Source organism: Proteiniborus sp. (assembly GCF_040308045.1).
Classification (GTDB): domain Bacteria; phylum Bacillota; class Clostridia; order Tissierellales; family Proteiniboraceae; genus Proteiniborus.
Genome location: NZ_JAWRHZ010000065.1, coordinates 74,160 through 92,284, shown reverse-complemented (window position 1 = coordinate 92,284; position 18,125 = coordinate 74,160). Strand labels below are relative to the sequence as shown.

General features: G+C 31.7%; 16 protein-coding genes. All 16 read right to left on the bottom strand.

Annotation, left to right across the window (positions count from 1 at the left end; translation table 11 throughout):
• Positions 1 to 490: 490 nt before the first annotated feature.
• Positions 491 to 1,426, bottom strand: coding sequence for a hypothetical protein (locus ABV008_RS15090; RefSeq protein ID WP_352420668.1), 936 nt, complete (start codon positions 1,424 to 1,426; stop codon positions 491 to 493).
• 484 nt (positions 1,427 to 1,910) lie between these two features.
• The gene (locus tag ABV008_RS15085) at positions 1,911 to 2,105 is read right to left on the bottom strand and encodes a hypothetical protein (RefSeq protein WP_352420667.1); all 195 of its coding nucleotides are present in this window, start codon (positions 2,103 to 2,105) and stop codon (positions 1,911 to 1,913) included.
• Between the two features lie 22 nt (positions 2,106 to 2,127).
• Positions 2,128 to 2,595, bottom strand: coding sequence for a hypothetical protein (locus ABV008_RS15080; RefSeq protein ID WP_352420666.1), 468 nt, complete (start codon positions 2,593 to 2,595; stop codon positions 2,128 to 2,130).
• A 317-nt stretch (positions 2,596 to 2,912) separates the two neighbouring features.
• Complete coding sequence (gene xerA, locus ABV008_RS15075; protein ID WP_352420711.1) at positions 2,913 to 3,746, bottom strand: site-specific tyrosine recombinase/integron integrase; 834 nt, start codon at positions 3,744 to 3,746, stop codon at positions 2,913 to 2,915.
• 426 nt (positions 3,747 to 4,172) lie between these two features.
• The gene (locus ABV008_RS15070) at positions 4,173 to 6,149 is read right to left on the bottom strand and encodes an FtsX-like permease family protein (RefSeq protein WP_352420665.1); all 1,977 of its coding nucleotides are present in this window, start codon (positions 6,147 to 6,149) and stop codon (positions 4,173 to 4,175) included.
• Positions 6,136 to 6,903: an ABC transporter ATP-binding protein gene (locus ABV008_RS15065; RefSeq protein WP_352420664.1), complete on the bottom strand. Its 768-nt coding sequence runs from the start codon at positions 6,901 to 6,903 to the stop codon at positions 6,136 to 6,138. The genes ABV008_RS15070 and ABV008_RS15065 overlap by 14 nt, the downstream gene beginning before the upstream one ends.
• A gap of 325 nt (positions 6,904 to 7,228) precedes the next feature.
• On the bottom strand, positions 7,229 to 8,290 hold the full coding sequence (locus ABV008_RS15060) for a sensor histidine kinase (RefSeq protein ID WP_352420663.1): 1,062 nt from the start codon (positions 8,288 to 8,290) through the stop codon (positions 7,229 to 7,231).
• Positions 8,291 to 8,315: 25 nt separating this feature from the next.
• Positions 8,316 to 9,011 carry a response regulator transcription factor gene (locus ABV008_RS15055; protein ID WP_352420662.1) on the bottom strand — a complete coding sequence of 232 codons (696 nt, stop codon included), beginning with the start codon at positions 9,009 to 9,011 and terminating at the stop codon, positions 8,316 to 8,318.
• 141 nt (positions 9,012 to 9,152) lie between these two features.
• Complete coding sequence (locus ABV008_RS15050) at positions 9,153 to 11,339, bottom strand: DNA topoisomerase III (protein ID WP_352420710.1); 2,187 nt, start codon at positions 11,337 to 11,339, stop codon at positions 9,153 to 9,155.
• Between the two features lie 22 nt (positions 11,340 to 11,361).
• Entirely contained in the window at positions 11,362 to 13,284 is a 1,923-nt protein-coding gene (locus tag ABV008_RS15045) for an ABC-F family ATP-binding cassette domain-containing protein (RefSeq protein WP_352420661.1), read from the bottom strand.
• Between the two features lie 170 nt (positions 13,285 to 13,454).
• Positions 13,455 to 14,177: an NAD-dependent protein deacylase gene (locus ABV008_RS15040; protein ID WP_352420660.1), complete on the bottom strand. Its 723-nt coding sequence runs from the start codon at positions 14,175 to 14,177 to the stop codon at positions 13,455 to 13,457.
• Between the two features lie 77 nt (positions 14,178 to 14,254).
• Complete coding sequence (locus tag ABV008_RS15035; protein ID WP_352420659.1) at positions 14,255 to 15,034, bottom strand: APH(3') family aminoglycoside O-phosphotransferase; 780 nt, start codon at positions 15,032 to 15,034, stop codon at positions 14,255 to 14,257.
• An 83-nt stretch (positions 15,035 to 15,117) separates the two neighbouring features.
• Entirely contained in the window at positions 15,118 to 15,423 is a 306-nt protein-coding gene (locus ABV008_RS15030; RefSeq protein ID WP_352420658.1) for a hypothetical protein, read from the bottom strand.
• Positions 15,424 to 15,503: 80 nt separating this feature from the next.
• Entirely contained in the window at positions 15,504 to 15,791 is a 288-nt protein-coding gene (locus ABV008_RS15025; RefSeq protein ID WP_352420657.1) for a sodium ion-translocating decarboxylase subunit beta, read from the bottom strand.
• Positions 15,792 to 16,011: 220 nt separating this feature from the next.
• On the bottom strand, positions 16,012 to 17,316 hold the full coding sequence (locus ABV008_RS15020; RefSeq protein ID WP_352420656.1) for a DUF4179 domain-containing protein: 1,305 nt from the start codon (positions 17,314 to 17,316) through the stop codon (positions 16,012 to 16,014).
• On the bottom strand, positions 17,303 to 17,848 hold the full coding sequence (locus ABV008_RS15015; protein WP_502929796.1) for an RNA polymerase sigma factor: 546 nt from the start codon (positions 17,846 to 17,848) through the stop codon (positions 17,303 to 17,305). The genes ABV008_RS15020 and ABV008_RS15015 overlap by 14 nt, the downstream gene beginning before the upstream one ends.
• Between the last annotated feature and the right edge of the window lie 277 nt (positions 17,849 to 18,125).

Below are 18,125 nucleotides of genomic sequence, written 5' to 3'. Positions count from 1 at the left end.
CTTTCAATAAAAATTTTATTAATAAAATCCTATTATTGTAACGTTGTATCTACTTAAACAAGTATCCAAATCAAATTCCCTAACGCTATGTCCCTTTTTACAGTTGTTGCTTTATTTATATTACAACCCTATATCCTTTTTCTATATTATTCCACCAAGCATACTTACGCAAGTTTGCCACAAATGGCCTTTTAGATATATCATCTTTGTCTTTTATGTATTTTTTTCAAATAAAACCCCCAGAGAACTGCCCCGATATCATCATGTCCTATAACGTTCCAGTATTTGCGACGTCCCTAAGCTGGACCTCAGAGATAGACTCCCTGGTGGAGCTTCGCTCCCAGTGAAGGGATGTGGTGCACATTGCCCTAGGCTTGTACCCTGTGCACCTTTGCGCAAATACCTTGTTATAAGATGTAGCGACCTCTTTTCCCTATAATTCTTCATATTAGAAAATATTACGAAATATCCTCAATACTATAAATTGATTTTATAGCATTTGACTTCTTATTTCTTCTTCGTTTTCAGCCATAAATTGATAGCTCATATCCATAAATTTTTCTATGGAATTATTAATATAAATTTTATCTAAATAATCATATAATGGTCTACCATTAATAATCATATTGTAAAAATAAGGATAGGCATTTCCGTTTTTATGATAAGGATTAATTCTGTCAAATTCTTCATCTCTCAAAATCTGTTCTACCACAGCTTCACTTAAAACCCAAACTAAACTAGGAGACTCATACTGCTCATATGAACCCTCATACTTTTGATTCCATAAATAAAACCATAGATAATGAGCAATCTCATGTAATGCAGAACCCAGTGAACCTTCATCACTATTCAAATAAAACACATCAAAAACACACTCCCTTAAATATCTAGGACTTATAGGATTCAATGTGATATTACATATTAAACTATTAAAAACCTTATTAGTATCAAATTTAAATATTGAAGAGAAGCGCTCATTGATTAGTTTTTCATGACAATCCCAATTTTCTTGATATGAGATAACTTTACTCTGTATTTCTTTTTCTCTTGATTTATACAATTCAACAACTGTTCCTGAAATCTCTTTAACAATATCCTTATTATCAGTACTCTTATTATGCAAGCCTTTGAATTTTAGTAATTCGGGAAAAAAATGAAAAATTGGTTCACTCCAAAATTCATCCTGTTTTATAAACTCTGAAATTGAATTTGCAGAATATTTGTATCCTGGATCTCTATATATCAATTTCATTCTAATGCCCCCTTCAAATATTGTTTGTGCGTCTAATTCTCTCAATGTAAAAAGTTCATCAACAGAAATGCCCATCGTAATCCTCCATAATGTATTTCGCAATAACTTACAAATATGCCACAAATGACTTCTTAAATATATTATTTTTGTTTTTAAAGTATCTTTTCCAAACAATACCCCAAAGAACTGCCCCAATATCGCTATATCGTATAACGTCCCAGTATTTGCGACGTCACTGAACCGGACCTCAGAGATAGACCCCCTTGGCGGTGCTCGCACCCGGTGAAGGGATGTGGTGCACAATACCCCAAAAACTTGCCCTAGTGCACCCTTGTGCAAATACATTGTTAGAAGATGTGGCGATGTCTTTTCCCCAACGATTCTTCGCATAAGATAAATAATGTTCAACTACACTAATTGAAATATTCCTATACAAAACTAAAAAACTAAAAACAAGTACCTACGTTATTCCAATAGTATATCTTTATGCCTTTTTCATACCTAGTAACCTCTACAAAAAATCTCTACTGCATATATATCTACAATTCTATTGTATCAGTATATGCTTCCAAATTCTAACTATAAAAAAATAAAATTTTTATTCAACACAAAAAAAGATAGCTTACAAGCTATCTAAAAATGAGTATTAATTATCTGTTTAAGAAGGTTTAAAGATATGCCATAAAAAAATAAGAAAAGGGACTCCAAAAGTAAAAAATATCACTGCCTTAAAAAAAGTCTCCTCTTTTACTTCTTTTCCTGTTACAAACTTATAAATCCCTGATATTGCCATTAATGACAAGACGACTAATATGAAGTAAAAAGAACCTCCTTCTTCACCAGTAGGTGCCATAAAAAGACCTCCTTGATATTAGTTATCCTAAAAATTTATTTATTAATTCGCTTTTTCTTTCATTGAACTCATCATCATTTATAAGATTGTTTTCCTTTAATTCCTCAAGTTTTTTGAGTTTGTTTTTTATTTCTTCTGAATAAGAATTGATTTCCGTTGCTTTTTCTATATCACTGCCAGCTTTATTCTCTACAGGTTCATTGCTTTTGGTCTTATTAAAAATAGTCCCACCTATAGATATAATTGCAACTACAAGCATTACAGTATAAAATTTTGTTTTCATATTTGTCATTTCATCAGCTAGAGATTCAGTAGCATTAAGCGCAGCTTGATATACCCCTCGTTCATAGTATATCGGAGGAAGACTGGTAATGGAACGATTACGTTCATGTTCCTTTATGTAAGGAACCAACGAAGAATTCATCACAAAGTATAATGCTATAATTATCGCTATCCCACCAAAAAGAAAAAACTTTTGTTTGCCATTCATTTTTATCCCTCCAAACATATAAGTACACAAAATATCAATATAGATATTTACTTTCCGATTAAATATTACCAAGTATTGAAGAATACGTCAACAAATTCTTAGAGCGTTTTAGAGCGTTTAGGTAGCCTACCATGACAGTAACTGATTGAGAGTAGAATGTTGACTACAATTACAGACCCCCAGAGAACTGCCCCGAAATCGCCATGTCTTCTAACTCTTTATTATAGAACTCCATTTCGTAAATACCAATAAATATTATGGTATTTACGAACTCATGTTCGGTAACTTTTACTTCTTGCTGTATTAATAACTTATTTTTATTCCTCACTGCCTAAAAGCCTGTCTAGTGGACTTTGAATTTTACTTAAACTTTTATTGCTTACATGAGTATATATTTCTGTTGTTTTTGAACTTTTGTGACCTAGCAATTCTTGTATATACCTTAAGTCTGTCCCTCCTTCCAATAAATGTGTAGCAAATGAATGTCTTAAAGCATGTACAGATACATTTTTGCAAATCTTAGCTTTTTCACATGCATTACTAAAAATCTTTTGCACAGACCTTTCAGTTAAAAAACTTCCCTCCTTTCTACCCGGAAAAAGCCATGTTTCTGGTTTATCTATAGCAGCATATTTTCTAAGAGCTTTTAATGCTACTTCAGAAAGCAATGTGTATCTATCGTTTCTTCCTTTTCCCTGTTTAACATGTATCATCATTCTTTCAGTATCTATATCTTCTACCTTAAGTCTTACTACTTCTCCTACTCTAAGACCAGAAGAATATACTAGATACAAAATAGCCTTATGCTTATAATTTTTTACCTGATTAAATATTTTTAGCACTTCTTCCTTATTAAGCACGCTTGGAAGCTTATTTTCTTTTTTGGGTCTGGGTAGCTCACATAATGGTTCATTTTTATTAAACACATGTTTGTATAAAAATTTGATTGCACTCAACGACTGATTTACATAGGAATGGCTATTCTGTTGTTGATTCAATAACTCAAACATGTATTTTTCAATATCTTTTTTTGTAGCATCTTCTCCTTTTTTATTAATAAACTGTAAAAAGCGTTTAGTATGCCCTATGTATGCTTTAATTGTCTTATGCGTGTATCCCTTTAATATTAACTGTTCTTTTAATTCATTTATTATTTTATTTGTATCATTATCATATGGCTCTATATTTGCACCTTTATACCAAAATATTTTTTCATTTTTGAAAAGGTTTTCTATTTGTCTTTTACTATTTACTGTATTTGGAACAATCCAGCACTTTCCTTCACTATCCCAACTACGCCCTGGTACTCTTTTTATTTTATTTATCCAATAGATATTGTATTTAAATGAAACAGCTAATTCCTTTTCATCGACCTCCTTGATGATTATCCCATGCTATCACCTCTTATATAAGTTTTAATTATGAAAAATATATTATATAAGTCCTATAATACTTCTACATATTTCATCCTAATCCTTCCACATTTTTAGTTATTTTACATAAACATGCAACCAATTAATATGATGCCACTCTTAAATTTCAAGACAAAAAAACCGGGCATATGCCCGGTTACTAATTTATACTCCTAGATTTCTTATTTGTTTAGTATACATAGTCTTTGCAAACACATAATAGAATGTCTGGAATACTAAGTATATTGCTGCTATAGTTAGAAAATATAAAGTAATATCGTCTGAAAGCAAATTGCTTAAAGCTATTAACGCAAAGGATGCATGACTAAATGTTACTATGAATGGTAAAAAGAATACAATAAATGATTGTGTAGATATGATTCTTCTCATTTCACCATTCGTCATTCCCATCTTTCTTAGAGATATGAACTCTTGTCTATCCTTTTGGATTTCATTAAACATTTTAAAGTATATAATACTGCCTGTAGCTATGAAAAACAGTATTGAAATAAAAGTTCCAATAAATAAAAACAATGAAGTAGTTTGCATTATGTCTGCAAAGTCTGTTATTTTTTCAGAAAAAAGAATGTTTTCATTTTGAGGAACTATAGATCCTATTTCTTTTACTGCATTACCAGACTTTAACCAGTCTTTAATATTATATCCATAGTACATAATTTGCTTTTCTTTAGGAGTATTAGCTTTAAACTTATCAAAGTCAGCATCACTTACTATGGCTACATTGGTTTTATTACTATCAGCATCTATTACTCCTCCAGTTGCCTCACCTACAAGTTTAAATTTATTTGGTTCTCCATTTATTATTAGCGTCAAGAACTCATTGCCAATAAATAGTTTCTCGTCTTTAGCCCCCATGATTACAAATTCATAAGAATTAACGTAAACCTTACCTTCAGTCAATGTTATTTTTTCTTTTCTAAATTGTTCTGCTAAAAGATTATAGTCAGAGTTAGACATTACATAGAAATCTTCTATATTTGGTTTACGATATGGGTTTTTCTCTTTATGGTCATTAACAGGTTTGTCTTGATTTTTAGCTTTCAGTAAGGAAACCTGATTTTTATTACTTAATTCATTTCCGTGCTTTTCTAATATCTCTTCTGATTTTTGTAGAATTGACATATCATTTAATCCTATTCCTGTTTCCATGAAGCTTATATCATGTGGATGACTTAATTGTACTTTTGCTTTTATACTTTGCTGAACAGAGTAAACACTAGCTGATGCAGTTAATGTAATTGCTCCAAGTATAGATACTATAAACAATACCTTTGCATTGTCCTTTAGCTTATATATTATCTGAGATAATGTAATCATATTAGTGCCATTGTAAAATACCTTTTTATTTCCTTTAAGCTTACTAGTTACAAATACACTGAATTGTGAAAATAAAAAGTAGGTTCCTGTAACAGTAAAAAACAAAACAGGAAACATTGTCAGAATTATCCACATTCCTGACAATACTGCCATTCCGTAGCCTATGCCAATAAATGAAATTGCTATAACTGTCTTTGCTACTGAAAATTTAGGTATAGGCTGAGCAACTCTAGCTCCTTTTAGTAATTCCGCTATATTATTGTTTTTAATTCTAAATGTAACTATAAAGCTTATTCCCTGAAATAGTGCAATGAAGCTTATGGCAGTAATAACCACAGCTTTAACAGATATTAGAAATGGCACTTCTACGTCTAATACCATAATGACTGTTATAGCCATAAAAAATAGTTTTGAAAAAAGTATTCCTAGCAAAAGACCTGAGATAATAGATATGAGGGAAACAAACAGATTCTCATAGATTACATATCTTCTTATCTCTGCCTTAGTGAGTCCAAACATGGACAAAAGTCCAAACTCCTTTTCCCTAGATTTGAGAAAGTTAGAGATTGAGTAGAAGGTAAATAAAAAAGTAAATACTAGTATCAAAACTTCACATACTATCATAGTATTAGCGGCTAATACTCCTTTAGTGCCTAATGTGCCTACTTTAGATACAGTAGGGTTAAATATGAAGTTAGCAAATATGAAGAATACTAATACTACAAGGGTGTTGCTTAGATAATACATTACATATCTATTGAAGTTTCCTTTAATGTTCTTATATGCTATATCACGCAATGTCATTATAGTTCCCTCCTAATAAAGAAAGAGAATCTAGTATTTCTTGGAAAAATGCTTGTCTGTTGCCACCCTTTACTATCTCTAAAAAGAATCGGCCATCCTTTATCATTACTATTCTATGGCAAAAGCTTGCTGCAAAAGGATCGTGAGTTACCATCATTATTGTAGCATTTCTCTCTTCATTTAGTCTTTTTATGGATTCCATAACTTCCTGTGAAGATTTAGAATCTAGGTTTCCTGTAGGCTCATCCGCAAGGATTATAGATGGATCGTGTACAAGTGCCCTTGCACATGCTGCCCTTTGCTGCTGCCCCCCAGATACCTCATAAGGTCTCTTGTTGAGTATATCTTTAATATTTAATAGTCCTGCTATATCATTTACCTTTTCTTCTATTACTCTTGCTCCAACTTTTTCTAATGCTAGGGGAAGTATAATATTCTCTTTTATTGACAATGTGTCTAAAAGATTATAGTCTTGAAAAATGAATCCTAGCTCTTTTCGTCTAAATAAGGCTGTATGCTTTTCGTCTAATTTCATAGGATTTGTTCCATTTATATAAAGCTCTCCCGAAGAAGGCGTATCTATAGTAGCTAATATATTTAATAGAGTAGTTTTCCCACTACCAGAAGGACCCATTACTCCTACAAATTCTCCATTCTCTATGCTGATGCTAAATTTATCTAAAGCCTTTACTGTTAGGCCTCCTTTTTTATTACCATATATTTTGGTTATGTTATCTGCTTTTAAAACTGACATATTCCTATACCTCCGTTTACTCTCTATATTTCTTGTTTACTAAATAAAATACTAAGAGAAACATTTGCAGAACATGATTGTAATTCTTAGCGAATGTAAATGAAAAATCTGTTAAGAAATTTGCATGTCTGAGCGTAGCGAGTTTGCAAATTTTAAGATTTTTCATTGGAATGAGCTTTAGAATTACTCATGTTCGAAACGTTGAACGTGTATTTTATTTAGTAAACACTCCTTTACCATCCCATGGGTTAGTTGTTTATATATTTATTATAAAGAAAAAAAGGAAATCTTAGTATCGATTTCCCTTTCATTATAATTGTATATCTTACATTATTGAAAGATTAAATATGTTTTTCCCTTTATAAAAGATTATAAAAAACTTGGTGCCTTTTCCTTCTTCTGATTCTAATGTCAAGCCATGGCCTAATTCATCGCATATTCTCTTAGATAAATACATTCCCATTCCTGTTGATTCAGAGGTTTTTCTTCCATTGATTCCTGTGAAAAAAGCATTAAATACTCTAGCTCTATCCTCTTTTGGTATTCCAATGCCTTGATCTTCAATAGACAAGATAGTCCTTGCCCCTTCATCTTTTATTTCAAATGTAATATGTTTATCTTCAGATGAGATATCTTTTGAATATTTTATTGCATTCACTAGGATTTGATTTGTTACAAAGTATATCCACTTATTATCTGTTTCTACAGTTATCTCTTCTTCACATATTATCTTAGGATATATGGAATTTCTTATTAGGGATTTTTTATTATCGTTTATCACTTTTCTTATAATGGATAGTATATCTACCTTTTCAACTTTAAAATCTAGATTAAATTGACTTAATCTTGCATTGCAAAGCATCATCTCTAATCCATGAGTTATCTTTTCATTTTCTTCAGAGATACTTTCAAGTATTTCCTTATAGTTTTCTTTATTTTTGTCTTGTAGCAATAGATTAATCACAGATACGGGGGTCTTCATCTGATGTACCCATTGATTGATGAAATATATATATTGTTTTTGGTTTTCTTCGTATTTGGATAGCTTATCACTATAGGACTTGTATGTTTCATTTAAGATTTTATTATACATTAGTTGCTCGTAGGTTCTGGCTTCTGTCATGCTTAAGATATTATCTAAATTATTAGATGAGTTAGCAGCTTTGTTAAGATAATTATAAAAAGGCCTGTTTTTAAAATAATCGTATGCCATAAAAAATAAAAATAATATCAATGATATCAAGAAAGAATAAAGTACATTTTCCTTTGGAAATTTCTTTTGATTAATGATTAAGGTTAGGTACATTACTAAAATTATCAGAAGCGTATTTGCAAAAAACGCCACTATATAGCTAATTCTATCCTTGATATAATTTTTAAAATTCATACACAGTACACCTCTATTCCTTAGGCTATCTACTCCAATTGTTTACTATTTTATAGCCCTGTCCTCTCTTAGTCTCTATAGCATCTTCTATTCCTATGTCCTCAAGTCTTTTTCTAAGTCTTGTAATGTTTACTGAAAGTGTATTATCATCTACAAAGTCTATATCATTCCATAATATTTCTAGCAGTTCTTCCCTTGAAACTATTTGATTACCATTTTTAAGCAGAGAATATAATAATAAAAATTCCTTGGTACTAAGCTCGGTTTTTTTATCATTATACTCTATTATATTTTGATGAATATACAGATATAAGCCATCTACTTCATAAACTTCACTATGACTATTTTCAGAGTACTCTCCATATACTCTTCTAATAACTCCCTTTATCTTTACTATGAGCAAATCATAGGAAAAAGGCTTGGTAATATAATCGTCTCCTCCATTTTCTATTGCCATGACCTGATCCATATCTGAGTTTCTAGCAGAAATGAAGATTATTGGAACCTTTGAAACTGTCCTTATATCTCTGCACCAATAAAAGCCATCATAATACGGAAGGTTAATGTCCATTAGAACTAAATGAGGATTATGATAGACAAACTCTTTTTTTATTTGCGAGAAGTCCTCAACTACACAGGTTTCATAGCCATACTTTCCCAAATGGTTTCTAATTAGCTCTTGAAGCTTTTTGTCGTCTTCAATTATCATTATCTTGTACATAATAGCACCTCTACTAAAATTATATGACTTGCAAATATAGAGTTTCACATTCGACTAATATAAGGAGATAAGAGATCCTTCGCTGGCTCTCAGGATGACAAAAATGTGGTTTTTCGTACCTCTGATATTTTCACAGCTTTTCTATTTCAATTTAAGCTTAGATAATGCATCTGCAAGTGCTGAATTTATTGGCTCATCCTTGCTTTTCTTTTGCTCCTTAAGATATCTAGACACATCTTTTTTGGAAACTGTATTTTTTGATTCTTTTCTTCTTTCATTAAATGCAGATAACTTTTCTCTATATCCACAGCTACAGACAAATATTTGTCCTTCTCCCTCGCCATGTAACTGCAATCTTTTTTTACAGTTCGGACATCTGGCATTAGTTTCTTTTGAGATGTTTTTTCTATGCCCGCACTCTCTATCCTGACATATAAGCATCTTTCCCTTCTTACCATTTACCTCAAGCATATATTTGCCACACTCAGGACATTTAGTTTTAGTAAGATTATCATGTCTAAATGTATCTTCACTTTTCTTTATCTCACCTACAACTGCTTTAGAATAGCTTTTCATTTCATTTATAAATGAATTTTTGTTTAAATGTCCTTTTGAAATGGCTCCTAGCTTTTGCTCCCATTCTGCTGTTAGAGTTGGTGATTTTAAATCCTCTGGTACTAGTTCAAGAAGCTGTTTACCTTTAGACGTAATATATATGTCTTTACCCTTCTTTTCTATTAAAAATGTTTTAAATAGCTTTTCTATAATATCTGCTCTAGTTGCTACTGTACCTATACCGCCAGTTTCCCCTATTATTTTGATTAGAGCCTTGTCTTCGCCTTCCATATATTTTTTCGGATTTTCCATAGCAGATAGCAAGGTTCCTTCATTAAAAGGTGCTGGTGGTTTAGTCTTTCCTTTGGTTTGTGTGATAGATGATATTTTTATTATATCTCCCTTATTTATATTAGGTAATATCTGTTCTGCAACATCTTCTTCATAATCTTCTTCAAAATTATTTGAATAAACTTCCTTCCAGCCTTGCTTTAGGACGATTTTCCCTTTAGCAATAAATGTCTCATTTCCAATGCTAGCTTTTATAGTGGTCTGCTCGTATTCAAAGGCTGGATATAACACTGCTAAGAAACGCTTTACAACTAAATCATATATCTTTCGTTCTCTATCATTTAGTTCATTTAAAAATACTGTCTGCTCTGTTGGGATAATAGCATGGTGGTCTGAAACCTTGCTGTCATCCACAAAGGATTTGTTTGTTTTTATAGGATTTCTTAGAACTTTAGTGGCTATAGCTGTATATGGTCCTACACTACAGGCTTTTATTCTGTCCTTTAATGTATCCACTATATCAGAAGAAATATATCTAGAATCAGTTCTTGGGTATGTGAGTACCTTATGGCTTTCATACAATTTCTGCATAATAGAAAGAGTCTCTTTTGCTGAATAACCAAAAATTCTATTTGCATCCCTCTGTAACTCTGTTAAATCATATAACCCCGGAGAGAAGCTTTTTTTATAGGACTTATCAACTTCTATTACTTTAGCATCTTTTCCCTTTATAGACGAAAGTATTTTATCACACTTTTCTTTATCAAAGGTTTTTATATCTTTTGTATGACTATCCTGCCATGTTAGCTTTAAATTCTTTGATAAAGCCTGGATTCCATAAAAATCCTTTGGTTTGAAGTTTTGAATTTCTTCTTCTCTTTTTGCAATCATAGCAAGCGTAGGAGTTTGAACTCTTCCACAGGAAAGCTGTGCATTATATTTGCAGGTTAAGGCACGTGTAGCATTTATGCCTACAATCCAATCAGCCTCAGCACGTGCCACTGCTGATGCATATAGATTTTCGTATTCTTTCCCGTCCTTTAATTTATTGAAGCCTTCTTTTATGGCTTTATCTGTAACAGAAGATATCCAAAGTCTTTTGATTGGCTTCTTTACATTAGCTTTATCAATTATCCACCTTGCAACAAGCTCACCTTCACGTCCTGCATCTGTGGCTATTACAATCTCATTTATATCTTTTCTATGCATTTGTTCTTTAACAGTTTGAAATTGCTTGCCACTTTGTTTGATAACCGTAAGCTTTAACGGCGATGGAAGAATGGGTAAATCTTCAATTTTCCACTCTTTATATTTTTTATCATAATCCTCTGGATCAGCTAAGGTAACTAAATGCCCTAATGCCCAAGTAACTACATACTTATTTCCCTCTAAAAATCCATTTTTTGAACTATTACAATTTAGCACCTTTGCTATATCTCTAGCTACACTTGGTTTTTCGGCTAATACTAATATTTTACTCATATCTACATTCCTTTCAAATAGACTATCGTCTCTTGTTTTTTTCAATCTCTTCCGCTAATTCATTTAAATAAACCCATCTTTGCATTTTTTCATCTAGTTGCTTTTCTAGGTCTTCTTTTTGTGCTAATAGTTCTTGTAATAGCACATAGTCACTAGCCGCTTCACTGATTTTAGCCTCTACATCCTGTATTTTCCCTTCAAGTTCGGCAATTATGTCATCTATTTCATCATATTCTTTTTGTTCTTTAAACGTAAATTTCAGTGGCTTTTCTTTTTTTGGTTTAGTTTTGTCACCTAAATCAAGATTTTTATTAGTTACATCTTTATTTTTATTTGAATAGTCATTAGAAGTATTATTTTCATCATCAATAATTTCATTTTCCTTAAATAATGAGTAATTTCCTGTATACTGCTTTATCCTTCCATTCCCCTCGAAAACGAAAATCTTCTCTGCCATTTTATCTAGTAAATATCTATCATGAGAAACTGCAATAACTGCGCCTTGAAATTCCTCTAAATAATCCTCTAAAATAGTAAGGGTTTCTATATCTAAATCATTAGTTGGCTCGTCTAAAAGTAGTACATTAGGTGCATCCATAAGCACTCTTAGCAGATGCAACCTTCTTTTTTCTCCACCTGAAAGCTTGCCTATTGGTGCCCATTGCTCATTAGGAGGAAATAGGAACTTTTCTAGCATCTGTGATGCACTTATTTTTTCTCCATCGGCTGTGGACACGAATTCTGCTCCCTCTCTTATATAATCTATAACCCTAAGATTCTCATCCATATGATATGTTTCCTGAGAAAAGAATCCGATTCTTACTGTCTCTCCTATATCTATTCTTCCACTATCAGACTCTAGTCTTCCACTTATTATATTAATAAGTGTTGATTTTCCAATACCATTTGGACCTACTATACCGATTCTATCATCTCTTAAAACTGTATAACTAAAGTCATCTATTACTTTTTTATCATCAAAGGATTTATTGATATTTTCTAATTCAATTATTTTTTTACCTAGACGGCTGCTAGCTACTGATATATCTAGCTTATCATTAGCTATATCAACAGCCCTTTCATTGAGCTTTTCAAAGCGTTCTATTCTAGCCTTTTGCTTAGTACTTCGTGCCTTTGCGCCTCTCATTATCCATGCTAGCTCTTTCCTTACTAGGCTTTGTCTTTTTCTTTCGCTTGCAGCTTCAATTTCTTCTCTTTCTAGCTTTTTCTCAAGGAAATAATTATAATTACCCTTGTATATATGGAGATTTCCAGTATCTATTTCAATTATTTGATTTACTACTCTATCTAAGAAATATCTGTCATGGGTAACCATTAGAAGTGCGCCTTTTCTCTTGTTTAGATATTGTTCTAGCCAATCTATGGTATCATTGTCGAGATGGTTAGTTGGCTCGTCTAGAATAAGTAATTCTGAAGGTGTAATTAATGCAGAAGCTAATGCTATTCTCTTTCTCTGTCCTCCTGACAATGTACCTACCTTTGCTCCAAAATCTAATATGCCAAGCTTTGTTAATACCGCTTTTGCCTCGCTTTCTATTTGCCATGCATTTGCTGCATCCATAGCACTTGTAAGCCTTGTAATTACTTCAGCTAGTGCAACTGGGTTTTGAATAGCTTTCTCATATTCTCTGATTACTTTCATAATCTCCGAATTTCCTCTAAAAACCTGCTCAATTATAGTAGCTTCTGGGTCAAAATCGGGATTTTGTGAGAGATATTCTATTCTTACAGAATTTCCTTTTATAATCCTGCCTTCATCTGCCATCTCTACTCCTGCAATTATTTTTAATAATGTAGATTTCCCTGTACCGTTTATGCCAATGACACCTATTTTATCTCCTTCATTTATTCCAAGATTTATATTGTTAAGCAATTGTTTTTCACTATATCTTTTTGTAATATTCTCTATACTTATAAGGTTCATACTGTTTTCCCTTCCTATTCATTTGTTTATAATTCTTTATAACATATACATAAGTAGATAGCAAGAATCTTTGATTCTAGGCTAGTCACTTATGCAGTAGCTTAATAAAAGCGCAAATGCGCCAAAAACAAACTATTTCCTAGCGCATTTACTATATCTTTCTACCTTTTTCAAATAACCTGTTTAAGTACTTTGCCTATACTCTCATTAAATGTCAAAGCTGCTCTACTATCATATTGCGTTTGGGATTTATTTATTAGAATTAGCTTATTTCCATTATAATACTGAACTAAATTAGCTGCTGGATAAACAGTTAATGAAGTCCCTCCAATAATTAGCACATCTGCATCGTGTATATACTTTAAGGCTCTATTTAATACATTCATATCTAGACTTTCCTCATATAGAACTACATCTGGCTTTACTATGCCGCCACACTGGTCACATGTTGGTACACTGTCAGATTTCATAATGTAGTCAAGAGCAAAGTATTTGTTGCATTCTGTACAATAATTTCTATAAACAGAGCCATGTAGCTCAAGTACATTTTCTGAGCCTGCCATTTGATGAAGTCCATCAATGTTTTGGGTAATGACTGCTTTAAGCTTACCTCTTCTTTCTAGTTCAGCTAGGGCAATATGAGCATCATTAGGCTTTGCATCTTTATATATCATTTTTGTTTTATAGAAATCATAAAAATCTTTCGTATGACTTACAAAAAAGCTATGACTTAACATCATTTCTGGTGGATATTTTAGATTGTTTTCAGTTGTATAAAGGCCTGAAGCAGATCTAAAGTCAGGTATATTGCTTTCAGTAGACACCCCTGCTCCTCCAAAGAATACAATGTTATTACTTTCTTCTATGATGTTTTTAAGTTTTTCAATACTCATTCCAATTCCTCCTTCTAATGGCCTAATCTAATTATATCAGATGCAACTTGCTATAGAATAATGGTCACATTTGTTAACTAAAACAATTCATCAAGAAGTATATAATAATCAATTCTTTCCCAATCTGGTTTTAAATCTAAATGTTTAAAGAACAAATCGGTATACTGGTCTGTTCCGAAGTTATGTTTTAAAGATCTGACGCATAAGGCTATATCTTGGTATATATCGGCTACTCCACCTCGCCCTAAATCTATAAACCCCTTAACTTTACCATCTTTGCAGAAAATATTAGGAAGACAATAATCTCCATGAGTAAATGAAGGTGTATAGGTTTTAAGTTTATTTTTCTTCAAATAATCCAGTAATTCTTGCGGAGTATTGTGTCTATTATTTTCCTCCCAATCAGACATATCTACAAGATTATTTTCTATATTATACAATGCTTCCTTTAGCTTTATTTCAAGGTCATTGTCAAAGGGACAATTATCAATTGGAATGGATTTAAGCATTTTTATTCCATCAGCTAGAAGTTTCACGGTTTCCTCTGGTTTGGATAATAAGTTGTCTGAGCAAAGCATTTCTCCATCTATTTCAGTCATAAGTAAATAATCAAAATCATTATAGGAGTTAAAATATATTATTTTTGGAACTGGTAATTTACCTCCCAACCATTCTATTATTTCTCGCTCTCTTTCAAGACCATGTAAGACAGGTTGAATCTTTAAATAATATGAAATTCTTTCATTATAATATCTATATACTCCTGCTGTTGAACAGCCAATATCATTTTTCTCACATTTCATTCCAGCTAGGAGCTTACTTAAATCTTGCGGATAGAGATTATTTAAAACGCTCATAGTATCACCTTCCTTTAGCATAAGTAAATATGTGAACTGTTATTCCTTATTTATTAGTTTGTGGTATGCATTTATTATTTCAATCATTTTATTATTATCTCCACCGCGATCAGGATGATGTTTTTTTGCAAGCTCAATCCATTTTCCTTGCAATGTTGAAAGTAGACACTATAAAAATATTCATCAAATATTTTCTCTAGCTCCTGCTGGTTTAGTTTTATGAGTTTCCACAATGGATACTTTACAGTTAAGTCATTAAATGATTTTGTAGAAAAGTAGTCTTCCCAGACATATTTCATAGGTATTGAGGATGACTGGTAATTAAAACGTATTCGTTTTTCTGTCTTCTTCAGCTCTCTCAGCTTACGTTTTAATTGTTCAATTTCCATATCTCCTATCCCTCCAAAATACAAAGACTTTAATTAATACATGTTTAAAGAATTATTAAGATTGTTTTTCTAAATATCAATTATTTCATAGATCTCCTAATGATAAGTATAACAGAAACTCCTACTATCGTAAGAAAAGCAAATATACCTGTAAAAAGATGTGGTGATGGTTGACTTGCGAGAAAAATACTTGTTGGTCCATCAGCTCCTCCTATAATTCCTATAGAGCTTGCATGATTAATTTCTCTTTTTAATTTGAATGATAAAAATATAGGCAACAAATATTCAAAACCTAATCCTATAACAGTGACTATTCCAGTAATAGCTGTAAATATGGCAACTATTTTTATTAATTTTCTTTTATCCAATTTAATTCACTTCCATTCTTTTTTCACAATTTGTTAGTGCTTAGTTAGAAATTTTTGTTATAATTCACTGTAAAGTCCTAATTTTCTTATTCTATAATTATTTCTATAATAATTACCTTTCTCCTTCTTAAGAAACATCTCTTATAAACTAAAAATCATGAAAAATGCGGTAAGATTTCACTTTCTCCTACCGCATTAATTATAATATAATACTAATATTTTAATCTAATGGAATATCAATAATCTTATTATAGGCTTGAGTATAAGCCATCTTTTCTATACTCAATTCATATTTACTACCTGTTTTAGGAAAATGCATTGTTCTTGTATGCATGATTGTTCCATCCTCTAGCTTTTTAAGATCACTACTAGTTGTTTCTTTAAGATTTATTCTTTCTCCATCTACTATAAGAACTACTCTAGTTAGTACAACATCTTCACTCGTAGTAAAAGTAACGTATGTGCTTCTATCTGATTCGTATACCTTATTTATCTCTATTTTCTGCCCCAAGACTTCAATTTCCTGATTTTCTAAATCTTCATTAATATCAACCTTCTTGTTTACATCCCTATCTACAGAAAAGCTAACTATATTTAATTGAACTGAGGTTAAATCATATGGCAATGCATCGTATTCGCTATGAAACCTAATTCCTTTCATATCTGTGCTCATTCCTCCTCCTTGAGGCTCCACGTCCTGTCCATTAGCTATCAATTTTACATCTACATTATTAGGGCGAAGTCTTTCACCAAGCATTTGATCCTTTGCAAGCTCAATAATGTTTTGTATTTTTCCATGTAGTACAGTTTTTGTAGGGGATGCTACAATTGACTCTATATAAATTTTTGTATCTCCTGCCTCTATTGTTTTATTGATTCTTTGCTTAAGAGTATGGCCCATTGCCTTGCTTGGATCTATTCTAAAGCTAATCTCTCCTCTTTCACTATTATTCTTATCAAATAAAGTAAGTTCAAATTTCAGTGTTTTCTCAAATGCAGAAGGCTTTTCGAAACTATGAACCCATTTTATTTCTGTTTTTTCATTGTTGATTTCTCCCTGTCCACTCTCTGGGTTATATTCTCTGATAAACCCTTTCATAGACATACCAATATGATTTATCTCATCAACTGCTCCATTAGGGTCCTTTACTGTGTAAAAGGCTAAAAGCTGATTTTCGTCGACCATTATTCCATCTAGAGTTACAGTTAAACCATTTTTAAAGGTATAGCTTTTTCCAATGGGTTGCCCCTTACCTAATTCATTTAATTGTTTCAAAGTACCATTCATTACACTATCATATCCAAGTAGCTTTTTTCCATAATATGCTAGAGCATTAAAGTTATATCCTATTAGTAGAAATACAATGCAGGCTGCTGCAACTACTGGCTTCCAATTTTTCTTCTTTACTCTAATTGACGAACTGCTTTCTAAAGCTTTATATAGTCTTGATTCTAACTCATCTGGCACCTCTATACTATCTATGTCTTTCTTTTCCTCGGCTAATATTCTTTCAACTTCTTTCATAGCCATCACCTCCAAGACTTTCCTTCAAATTTTTGAGACCTATAGAAATACGTGACTTTACTGTTCCAAGGGGTATTTTTAATATATCTGATATGGTCTGATAATCTAAATCTAGAAAATATCTAAGCTTAATAACCTCTTGGTGCTTCTCATTAAGTCTTGATAAATGCTCCTCAACCATAATTTGCTCTTCCTTTATGCTCAACTCACCCTCACAGCCCTGTTGTTCAACAGTGTCTAACAGCACTACCTTGCCTTTTTCCTTTATGAGCTTTCTACAGCAGTTTACTAAAATAGTCTTACTCCAGCTATAAAAAGATTCTGCTTTTTTAAGTTGGTGAATTTTCTCATGTAAAATCATAATCATGTCAGACATTGCATCTAATGAATCGTCTTTATTTTTCATATATATAAAGGCTAATTTATAATAATCCTGCTTTTTTTCCATAATTAACTGGACCAATGCATCCTTATCACCTTTTTTTGCTTTTTTCACTAGTAATTCTACGTCCACCTTAACACCTTCTTTCATATATAAGAGTATATCATTATAGAAAAAGTTCACTCTATTATTCAATTTTTAATAAAAAATAATAAGAACCCTAATAAGGATTCTTTATCAAGTTTACACCTATAAAAAATTAATGATTTACAACACAAGTTTAAATACTTATGCTTTAAATCTTTAACTAATTTAACTAATGCCATTAGAGTCATAAAGCTTATTACAATCTTCCATATCAACACCTCAATAATCTCTATTCCATAAAGTCATACAATAACTCCAACTTTTTCATATTATAACATTT

What these genes read in the sequence shown, in the direction of transcription:
- ABV008_RS15050 (WP_352420710.1), bottom strand. Translation starts at nt 11,339, where the DNA reads ATGAGTAAAATATTAGTATTAGCCGAAAAACCAAGTGTAGCTAGAGAT.
- ABV008_RS15030 (WP_352420658.1), bottom strand. Translation starts at nt 15,423, where the DNA reads ATGGAAATTGAACAATTAAAACGTAAGCTGAGAGAGCTGAAGAAGACA.
- ABV008_RS15065 (WP_352420664.1), bottom strand. Translation starts at nt 6,903, where the DNA reads ATGTCAGTTTTAAAAGCAGATAACATAACCAAAATATATGGTAATAAA.
- ABV008_RS15085 (WP_352420667.1), bottom strand. Translation starts at nt 2,105, where the DNA reads ATGGCACCTACTGGTGAAGAAGGAGGTTCTTTTTACTTCATATTAGTC.
- ABV008_RS15070 (WP_352420665.1), bottom strand. Translation starts at nt 6,149, where the DNA reads ATGACATTGCGTGATATAGCATATAAGAACATTAAAGGAAACTTCAAT.
- ABV008_RS15080 (WP_352420666.1), bottom strand. Translation starts at nt 2,595, where the DNA reads ATGAATGGCAAACAAAAGTTTTTTCTTTTTGGTGGGATAGCGATAATT.
- ABV008_RS15060 (WP_352420663.1), bottom strand. Translation starts at nt 8,290, where the DNA reads ATGAATTTTAAAAATTATATCAAGGATAGAATTAGCTATATAGTGGCG.
- ABV008_RS15045 (WP_352420661.1), bottom strand. Translation starts at nt 13,284, where the DNA reads ATGAACCTTATAAGTATAGAGAATATTACAAAAAGATATAGTGAAAAA.
- ABV008_RS15055 (WP_352420662.1), bottom strand. Translation starts at nt 9,011, where the DNA reads ATGTACAAGATAATGATAATTGAAGACGACAAAAAGCTTCAAGAGCTA.
- ABV008_RS15020 (WP_352420656.1), bottom strand. Translation starts at nt 17,316, where the DNA reads ATGAAAGAAGTTGAAAGAATATTAGCCGAGGAAAAGAAAGACATAGAT.
- ABV008_RS15040 (WP_352420660.1), bottom strand. Translation starts at nt 14,177, where the DNA reads ATGAGTATTGAAAAACTTAAAAACATCATAGAAGAAAGTAATAACATT.
- ABV008_RS15035 (WP_352420659.1), bottom strand. Translation starts at nt 15,034, where the DNA reads ATGAGCGTTTTAAATAATCTCTATCCGCAAGATTTAAGTAAGCTCCTA.
- ABV008_RS15015 (WP_502929796.1), bottom strand. Translation starts at nt 17,848, where the DNA reads ATGAAAGAAGGTGTTAAGGTGGACGTAGAATTACTAGTGAAAAAAGCA.